This is a genomic window from Streptomyces amritsarensis, from assembly GCF_001953875.1.
Classification (GTDB): Bacteria; Actinomycetota; Actinomycetes; order Streptomycetales; family Streptomycetaceae; genus Streptomyces; species Streptomyces amritsarensis.
Genome location: NZ_MQUR01000087.1, coordinates 21,135 through 30,258 on the forward strand (window position 1 = coordinate 21,135; position 9,124 = coordinate 30,258).

At 71.4% G+C, this 9,124-nt stretch carries 8 protein-coding genes and 1 tRNA gene; 8 read left to right on the top strand and 1 reads right to left on the bottom strand.

The annotated features are described in order from the left end of the window. The first annotated feature begins 151 nt into the window (after window positions 1-151). The 3 genes from AVW11_RS28330 (at window position 152) to AVW11_RS28340 (ending at window position 2,672) form a co-directional block, all read left to right on the top strand. A complete protein-coding gene (locus tag AVW11_RS28330; protein WP_076046415.1) occupies window positions 152-745 on the top strand; it encodes a lytic polysaccharide monooxygenase auxiliary activity family 9 protein in 594 nt (197 codons plus the stop codon). Window positions 746-771: 26 nt separating this feature from the next. Further along, window positions 772-2,451, top strand: coding sequence for an AMP-binding protein (locus AVW11_RS28335; protein ID WP_076046416.1), 1,680 nt, complete (start codon window positions 772-774; stop codon window positions 2,449-2,451). Between the two features lie 147 nt (window positions 2,452-2,598). Beyond that, a tRNA-Lys gene (locus tag AVW11_RS28340) sits at window positions 2,599-2,672 on the top strand. A 131-nt stretch (window positions 2,673-2,803) separates the two neighbouring features. Here the strand turns inward: AVW11_RS28340 and AVW11_RS28345 are convergent. Then, window positions 2,804-3,562, bottom strand: coding sequence for an IclR family transcriptional regulator (locus AVW11_RS28345; RefSeq protein ID WP_030852260.1), 759 nt, complete (start codon window positions 3,560-3,562; stop codon window positions 2,804-2,806). A gap of 251 nt (window positions 3,563-3,813) precedes the next feature. Here AVW11_RS28345 and AVW11_RS28350 point away from each other — a divergent pair, with 251 nt between their 5' ends. The 5 genes from AVW11_RS28350 to AVW11_RS28370 all read left to right on the top strand — a co-directional run bounded on the left by AVW11_RS28350 (window position 3,814) and on the right by AVW11_RS28370 (window position 9,080). After that, window positions 3,814-4,977, top strand: a complete 1,164-nt coding sequence (locus tag AVW11_RS28350; RefSeq protein ID WP_076046417.1) for an LLM class flavin-dependent oxidoreductase — start codon at window positions 3,814-3,816, stop codon at window positions 4,975-4,977. A gap of 255 nt (window positions 4,978-5,232) precedes the next feature. Then, on the top strand, window positions 5,233-6,915 hold the full coding sequence (locus AVW11_RS28355; RefSeq protein WP_076046418.1) for a glycosyl hydrolase family 18 protein: 1,683 nt from the start codon (window positions 5,233-5,235) through the stop codon (window positions 6,913-6,915). Window positions 6,916-7,073: 158 nt separating this feature from the next. Further along, window positions 7,074-7,922, top strand: a complete 849-nt coding sequence (locus AVW11_RS28360; RefSeq protein ID WP_076046419.1) for a helix-turn-helix domain-containing protein — start codon at window positions 7,074-7,076, stop codon at window positions 7,920-7,922. After that, window positions 7,882-8,142, top strand: a complete 261-nt coding sequence (locus AVW11_RS28365) for a DUF397 domain-containing protein (protein ID WP_076046420.1) — start codon at window positions 7,882-7,884, stop codon at window positions 8,140-8,142. Before AVW11_RS28360 ends, AVW11_RS28365 begins: the two co-directional genes overlap by 41 nt. A gap of 5 nt (window positions 8,143-8,147) precedes the next feature. Next, entirely contained in the window at window positions 8,148-9,080 is a 933-nt protein-coding gene (locus AVW11_RS28370) for a phosphotransferase family protein (protein WP_276209116.1), read from the top strand. Window positions 9,081-9,124 lie beyond the last annotated feature (44 nt).

Here is a 9,124-nt window from a genome sequence, read left to right on the forward strand (position 1 = left end):
CGGAAGTGACCGGACCACCCGTTTCCTCATTGGTATGGACATGGCCAACTCTCGTCAATAATCTGGGACTTGGTCTAGACCTGAATCCCCATACACGCGCGCGCTCGCCGAACTCCCCCCACGTTCAAGGAGCATCATGCGTCACATCCGCATGCCCGGACGGGCCGGTGTCGCCGCGCTCGGCCTCGGCCTCGTCGCCGGAATCACCCTCGTCGGCGCCCCCAGCGCCAGCAGCCACGGCTACACCGACACCCCCATCAGCCGCCAGAAGCTCTGCGCCAACAAGACCGTGTCCGACTGTGGCGCGATCCAGTGGGAGCCGCAGAGCGTCGAGGGCTTCAAGGGCTTCCCGGCCGCCGGCCCCGCCGACGGCAAGATCTGTTCCGGCGGCCTCCCGCAGTTCGCCGAGCTCGACAACCCCCGCGGCGGCGCCTGGCCCACCACCAAGGTGACCAGCGGCCAGAGCTACGGCTTCCGGTGGCAGTTCACCGCCAACCACTCCACGACCGACTTCAAGTACTACGTCACCAAGAACGGCTGGACCGGCACCAGGGCCCTCACCCGCGCCGACCTCGAACCCCAGCCCTTCCTCACCGTCGCCTACAACGGCGCCCGCCCCGCCATGACCACCGTCCACCAGGGCGCCATGCCGAGCGGTAAGACGGGCCGGCACCTGATCCTCGCGGTCTGGACCGTCAACGACACCCCGATGGCCTTCTACGCCTGCTCGGACGTTCAATTCTGACAATACGTCAGCTAGTCTCCGGCGGCATGCGGACGACGACTGCACCCGAAACCGTCGCGGAGCTCATAGCGCGCCAATGGGGCGACCACCGGCCCGGGCTGATGCACCAGGACACCGAGCGGCACGTCCTCACCCACCACCGGACCGCCCAGGAAGCCGCCGCACGCGCCGCGCTCCTCGTCGACCTCATGCCCGCGGAGGCCGAGCCGCACCTCGGGGTCCTGCTCGACAACACTCCCGAGTTCCCGTTCTGGCTCGGCGCGGCGGCCCTGGCCGGGGCCGCCGTCGCCGGGATCAACCCCACCCGGCGCGGCCCCGAGCTGGCCCGCGACATCCTGCACACCGACTGCCGGCTGCTGATCACCGAGCCCGCCCACCTTCCCCTGCTGCGCGGCCTCGACCTGCCCGGCGTACGCGTCCCGGTCACCGGCAGCGAGGAGTACGAGGCCCTCCTCGCGCCCTACGCCGCCGCCCAGCCCGGCGAAGCCGCACTGCGCGCCCCCGGCCCCGACTCCCGCCTCCTCCTCTACTTCACCTCCGGCTCCACCGGCGCCCCCAAAGCCGCCCTCTGCAGCCAGGGCCGGCTCGCGGCCGCCGGGGGCTCGCTGGCCCGCCGGTTCTCCGTCGGCCCGGACGACGTCCACTACGTCTGCATGCCGCTCTTCCACGGCAACGCCGTCATCGCCGACTGGCTCCCGGCGCTCGCCGGCGGAGCCGCGGTGGCGCTGCGCCGGCGCTTCTCCGCCTCGGCGTTCCTGGACGACGTACAGCGCTACGGGGCCACCTACTTCACCTACGTCGGCCGGGCGATCCAGTACCTCCTGGCCACCGAGCCGCGCCCCGACGACCGCGCCCACCGCCTGCGGCTCGGCTTCGGCACCGAGGCCGGAGCGGTGGACGCGGCCCGCTTCGCGACACGTTTCGGCGTCCCCCTGGTGGAGGGCTACGGCGCCACCGAGGGCGGCGCCTCCGTCCAGCACACCCCCGACACCCCGCCGGGCGCCCTCGGCCGGGCGGGCGCGGGCGACGACCTGGCGGTGATCGACCCGGAGACGGGCACCGAATGCCCCCCGGCCGTCCTCGACGAGGACGGCCGCCTCCTCAACGGCTCGGCCGCCATCGGCGAGCTGGTCAACCGGGGCCGCAGCCTGTTCGAGGGCTACTGGCGCAACCCGGACGCGGAGGCGGCCCGCACCCGCGACGGCTGGTACTGGACGGGCGACCTCTTCTTCCGGGACGCGGCCGGCTTCCTCTACTTCGCGGGCCGCACCGACGACCGGCTCCGCGTCGACAGCGAGAACCTCGCCGCGGCCGTGATCGAGAACATCCTGGCCCGCTGGCCGGACGCGGCCGCGGTCGCCGTGTACGGGGTTCCGGACGAGGTCGCGGGCGACCAGGTGATGGCGGCCCTGTCCCTCCGGGACGGCGCGGTGTTCTCCCCGGACGCCTTCGAGGCCTTCCTCGCCCGGCAGCCCGACCTGGGCACGAAGATGGCCCCGCGCTACGTCCGCGTCGTCCCGGAGATGCCGGTCACCGCGACGAACAAGGTCCACCGGGTGGCCCTCCGCCGCGCCGGCTTCCGCTGCGAGGACCCGGTCTGGCACCGGTCCCCTGCCGGGGGCTACGCCGTCCTGACCCCGTCGGCCCTGTCCGCCCTCCTCTCCCGGTACGAGGCCCAGGGCCGCGCCGAGCTCCTGGACCGCTAGTGCGGCGGCCGGCAAACCGTGCCGGTCGCAGCGCTGGGCCGGGCCGCCGCTGCGGGGCCCGGCCCCGGGATGCCGGTCCTCGCGTACCTGCGCGGGTAGTGGTTTGGAGCACTCCTGAGGACCGGGTAGTATTTTCTCTGTCAGCAGGCGCCGCTAGCTCAGTTGGTTAGAGCAGCTGACTCTTAATCAGCGGGTCCGGGGTTCGAGTCCCTGGCGGCGCACCTGTCCTTCGGGCGGTTTCCGGTTCACCGGGAACCGCCCGAAGTGTTTTCTGCCCCTGTATCGCCCGCACAGGCCGCCACGGCCACGCCACGCCAGGACCACCGCCAGGACCACCGCCGTGGCTGCCCCGCTAGAGCGTGAGCGACAGCAGCAGCGGTGCGGCCTTCCGGTTCAGGGTGTCGGCCGCGGCCCGCAGCCGGTGTGCGTGCTCGACCGGCATCGACAGCGCCAGGCAGCCGACCGAGGCGCCTGCGGTGATCGGGACCGCCGCGCAGACCGTGCCCACGGCGTACTCCTGCAGGTCCAGCATGGGGACGGTGGCCGGCTGGGAGTCCAGCTTGGAGAAGAGGATCCGCTCGTTCACGATCGTCTTCGACGTGAGTCGGGCGATCTTGTGCCGGGACAGGTGGTCGCGCCGCCCGTTCAGGTCGAGCTGCGTCAGCAGGCACTTGCCGACCGCGCTGGCGTGCGCGGCGGAGCGGAAGTCGACCCACTCGTGGACCTTCGGGGTGCGCGGGCTGTCCGCGAACTGCGTGATCTTGACCTCGCCGTCCACGTATCGGCTGATGTAGACGGCCGCGCCGACGGAGTCGCGCAGCCTGTCGAGGGTCTCCTGGAGCTTGTCGGTCAGGGCCTGCTGGCGGTCGGTGCCGGACCCGAGCAGCACGAGGGAATCCCCTATGGCGTACGCGCCGTCCGCCACCTGCAGGACGTATCCCTCCCGGCGCAGCATGAGCAGCATCGGGGCGAGATGGACTGCGGGCAGGCCGGTCTCACGCGCGATCTGCACGTCGGTCACGCCACCGGTGTGCCGTGCGATCGTTTCGAGTACGCGCAGTGCGTACTGCACCGAGTGGAACGGCGCGGTCGGCTCGGGCTTCAGCGCCACGGTTTCCCCCTAGCAGGTTGTTACCGCTTGCCCTACCACGATAGCCATCAAGAGGCCCATGTGGAGCGCCTGTTGGGGAGATTGATGGCTCAATCACGTCCGTCTGCCTGTATCTACGCCTCTGGCATATGCCACTGTCACGCGCACTGTCCGCCGAAAGGGGGAATGCCGGGCGGTCCCTCATGGTTCGAGTTCTTCGTACGGTTTCGCGCGGACGGCGCGCGGGCGTGGAGAACGGGACGGGAGCGACGATGAGTGACACCGGGGACGCGAGCGGTGCGGCGAACGGGCGGCCCGACGGTGGCGCAGGCGGCCCCGCCGGCGGTGCGCGGGAGGACCGCAGCGGCATCCGGGGCGCCGCCCTCGGCCGGGCACCCGTACCGCTGTCCGTCCTGGACCTCGTCACCGTCGGCGCCGGCAGCACCGCCCGCGACTCCCTGCGCACCAGCGTGGCGCTGGCCCGCCTCGCCGAATCCCGCGGCTACCACCGCCACTGGGTGGCCGAGCACCACTCCATGCCCGGCGTCGCCAGTTCCTCACCGGCCGTGATCCTGGCCCACCTCGCCGCGTACACCTCCCGCATCCGGCTCGGCTCGGGCGGGGTCATGCTGCCCAACCACGCCCCGCTCGCCGTCGCCGAGCAGTTCGGCACCCTGGAGGCGCTCGCCCCGGGCCGGATCGACCTCGGGCTCGGCCGGGCCCCCGGCACCGACGGCCGCACCGCCGCCGCGCTGCGCGGGCCGGGGCGCCTGGAGGAGGGCGCGGACGAGTTCCCCCGCCGGCTCGCGGAGCTCACCCGCTTCCTCGACGACGACTTCCCGGACGGACACCCGTACGCCCGCGTGCACGCCGTACCCGGCCCGGTGCAGGGTCCGGCCGGGCGGCCGCCGCTGTGGCTGCTCGGCTCCTCCGGCTTCAGCGCGCGCCTCGCCGGCGAGCTCGGCCTGCCCTTCGCCTACGCCCACCACTTCTCCGCGGCCGGCACCCTGCCCGCGCTCGACCTCTACCGCGAGAGCTTCCGCCCCTCGGCCGTCCTGGACGCCCCCTACGCCGCCATCGGGGTCTCGGCGCTCGCCGCCGACACCGACGCGGAGGCCCGCGCCCAGGTGGCCACGGGCGCGCTGTCGATGCTGCGGCTGCGCACCGGGCGCCCGGGGCTGGTGCCCACGCCCGAGGAGGCGGCGGCATACCCCTACACCCCGCTGGAGCGGGAGTTCGTGGACGGCTGGCTCGCCAACATCGTCCACGGCACCCCCGACGCGGTCGCGGACGGGCTCGACGGCCTCGCCAAGCGCACGGGTGCCGACGAGTTGATGCTGACCGCCAACGCGCACAGCGGGGCCGCGCGAGTGCGCTCCTACGGTCTGGTCGCAGATGCGTACGGCATGCCGACGGCGGCGCCCGCGGCCGACTGACCGCGGGAGAACGGGGTTTGGCTGGTTTGTTGCCGAAACCTTGCCGGAGCGTGTCTCAAGGGAGCCTTAAACCGCTCGTCACCCGGGGTGGCGAGCGGTTTCTGATGTGCGCTCAGGTCTCTGACTTGGGCAAATGGCACTGGAGTGGTCTAGTCCTTCTTTGGTCCGAACCATTGACGCGGGGCTGGAGTGATCGCTATCACTTCTCTCACCCGAACCTCCAGCACTCTCCTCCCAGCCCCCCGGAGGCAGTTCATGCACATCCGTAAACCCCTCGCCGCAGCCGCCGCCACGGCCGCGCTGGCAGCCGGAGCGCTTGCCTCCTTCGCGGGACTCGGCACCGCCCAGGCCGCGGACGCCGCGGCCGGAGCCGCCGCGGGCGGCGTCCGCATCGCCTACTACGACCAGTGGAGCGTGTACGGGAACGCCTTCTACCCCAAGCACCTCGACACCCGGGGCATAGCGAGCAAGCTGGACATCATCAACTACTCGTTCGGCAACATCCACCCCACCGAGCTCACCTGTTTCGAGGCGAACAAGGCGGCCGGCGACGACAACAACCCCAACGCCGGCGACGGCGCGGGCGACAGCTACGCCGACTACCAGAAGTCCTTCAGCGCGGCCGACAGCGTGGACGGCGTCGCCGACACCTGGAACCAGCCGATCGTGGGCGTCTTCAACCAGTTCAAGGAACTGAAGGCCAAGTACCCCCACCTGAAGATCAACATCTCGCTGGGCGGCTGGACGTACTCCAAGTACTTCCACGACGCGGCCAAGACCGACGCCTCCCGCCAGAAGTTCGTCGCCTCCTGCATCAAGCAGTACATCAAGGGCGACCTCCCGGTGGAGGGCGGCTTCGGCGGCGCCGGCACCGCCGCCGGCATCTTCGACGGCATCGACATCGACTGGGAGTACCCCGGCTCCGCCGGCGGCCACCTGGGCAACCACTACGGCCCCGAGGACAAGCAGAACTTCACCCTGCTGCTCCAGGAGTTCCGCAAGCAGCTCGACGCCGAGGGCGCGGCCAACGGCGGCAAGAAGTACATGCTGACCGCGGCCCTCCCGGCCGGCCAGGACAAGATCAAGTACATCGAGACCGACAAGATCGGCCAGTACTTGGACTACGCCAACATCATGACGTACGACATGCACGGCGCCTGGGACGGCGACGGGCCGACGTACCACCAGTCCCCGCTCTACCCGTCCGCAGCCGACCCGACCGACCCGATCGCGCCGGGCACCGAGAAGTACAGCATCGACAACGCCATCGACTCCTGGATCGACGGCAACCCGGCCTACGGCATCACCGGCGGCTTCCCCGCCAACAAGCTGACCCTGGGCTACGAGTTCTACTACCGCGGCTGGAAGGGCGTCCCGGCCGGCACCACCAACGGCCTCGCCCAGACCGCGACCGGCGGCTCCGCCGCGCGACCGCTCAGCCAGCAGGCGGGCATCGCGCACTACAAGGAGCTCGGCGGCATCGTCGACAACGCGGCGACCACCTTCTGGGACGACCAGTCGAAGTCCTCGTACTTCTACAAGGACGGCGAGTTCTTCACCGGCCTGAACCAGAAGTCCATCCAGGCCCGGGTCGACTACGGCAAGCAGCGCGGCCTGGCCGGCGCGATGATGTACTCCCTGCTCGGCCTGGACAACAACGCCACGCTGCTGGGCCAGATCTCCGACGCCCTGGGCGGCACCACGCAGCCGCCGACGACCACCCCGCCGACGACCACCCCGCCCACCACGACCCCGCCGACCACGCAGCCTCCGACCGGCTGCGGCTCGACCCCGGCGTACGTCGCGGGCACCATCTACACCGCCGGCAACGAGGTCTCCCACAACGGCCGCAAGTACAAGGCCCAGTGGTGGACGCAGAACGAGACGCCGGGCACCACCGGTGAATGGGGTGTCTGGAAGGACCTCGGCGCCTGCTGATCTCCCCCCACCCCGCGCCGAGCGACGCCCCCGCCCCGTCCCCTCTCCCAGGGGCGGGGCGGAGGTGTGTGACATGGTTGCCGGATTTCGGACACCGGGCCGTAGCGGCGCCGTTACCCTCGGCCACAAGCCCGTTTCCCGCTTGGGGGTGCCGTCCCATGGTCCTGGCCCGCGACATCGATCCCAGCGCCTCGCCGCTGGACTACTACAGCTACGAGCTGCGCCGCCTGAGAGAAGAGGCCGGCCTGAAGCAGTCCCAGCTGGGCGCCATCATCTTCTGCACGGGCTCCCTGATCGGCATGGTCGAAAACGGCCGCCGCGTCCCGACCCGCGACTTCTCGGAGCGGGTGGACGCGGCCCTGGGGACGGGCGGCCACTTCTCCCGCCTGGTGGGCCTGGTCCTGCGGAGTGTCCTGCCGACGTGGTTCCAGGCGTATGCGGAGATGGAGGCCCGGGCCACGTTCATCTCCGCCTACCAGCCCCAACTGGTTCACGGACTGCTCCAGACGGAGGCCTACGCGCGGGCCGTGCTGGCGAGCGGGCTGCCGGAGCGGCTCGACGAGCTCGTCGCGGCTCGAATGGAACGCCACCGCATCCTGCGCAGGGAGGAGCCGCCTATGGTCTGGTTGGTGTTCGACGAGGGGATGCTCCACCGGGAGATCGGAGGTCGGCGAGTGATGCGTGAGCAACTCGCCCACCTGCTGAGCTTCCGTGAGAACCGGTGGGTGCAGATTCAGGTGCTTCCCAATGCGGCCGGTGAACACGCCGGCCTGATCGGGTCGTTCACGGGCATGAGGTTCGCCAACGACCCGGATGTGGTCTACACCGAGGACCTCATCTCCGGCCACATGACGGCCAACCCCGACACGGTCCGGGAAGCTGCTCTTCGTTACGCTCACTTGCAGGCCGCCGCCCTCTCCGTCGAGGACTCGGTGGCGTTGATCACGCGGGTCATGGAGGAGCGTTATGCGGAGCAACCAGAACCCGGCGGGCGTTGTGTGGCGTAAGTCCAGTTACAGCGGGAACACCGGCGGCGAGTGCGTCGAGTGCGCACCTCTCGGCGCCGCCGCCTGGCGTAAGGCTTCGTACAGCGGAGGCACCGGCGGCGACTGCGTCGAGGTGGCCGCGCAGCCCTGCCGGGTCGCCGTGCGGGACTCCAAGAACCCCGCCGGGCCCGCCTTCACCGTCACCCCGGAGGCGTTCGAGGCCTTCGTCCGCAGCCTGTGAACACCCTGCCGGGAGCCACCCGCTCCTGGGTGGAGAAGGAACTGCCCGACGGCGAGCGCATCGAGGAGGTCGTGCGGCTGCGCGGCGGCTGGACCTCGGACATGCGCCGCCTGGAGCTCGGCGGACCGGCCGGACGGCGTTCACTCGTCCTGCGGTCCTTCACGAAGCCCTTCTACGTCCGGCACGCCGAGGGTCTGATGACCCGGGAGGCCGACATCCTGCGGCTGCTGGGCGACACCGACGTGCCCGCCGCCGCGCTCGTGGCAGTCGACGCGACGGCGCGGCACTGCGACCACCCGTCCCTGCTGATGTCCTTGCTGCCGGGGACCGTCCGCCTGGAGGACCGGGGTGCCGACGACCGCGCCGAGCTCCTGGCCCGGCAGCTGGTCCGGATCCACCGGCTGCCGGTGGCCGGGCGGCAGCGCCCCCGTACCTACCAGGCCTGGACCTCTCCCGAGCGGGTGACCCCGCCCGCGGACACCCGGCGGCCCGGGCTCTGGGAGCGGGCCGTCGACGTCATCCGCCGGGAACCCCCGGCCTACGAAGGCCGTTTCCTGCACCGGGACTTCCACCCCGGCAACGTCCTCTTCGCGGGCGCCGACGGTGACTGCCGGATCAGCGGAGTCGTCGACTGGGTGGAGACGTCCTGGGGGCCGGCCGACCTGGACGTGGCCCACTGTGCGACGGCCCTCGCCCTGCTCCACGGCGTCCCCGCCGGCCTGCGCTTCGCCGAACGCTATGTCGCCGCCGGAGGTGTCCTGGCCGCGGACGACGACGCGCACCTCTACTGGCGGCTGCTGGACGCGCTGGGGTTCGCACCCGACGCGGAGAAGGTCGCCGTCCCGTGGCGCGAGCTGGGCCGGGACGATCTGACGGCCGGTGTCCTGACCGAGAGACTGGAGGGGTACGTCGAAGCCCTCCTCGGCCGCTACGCCTGAACCACCGCCGGCCTCCACGGGCACAGGGGCTCGTGGAGGCCGGC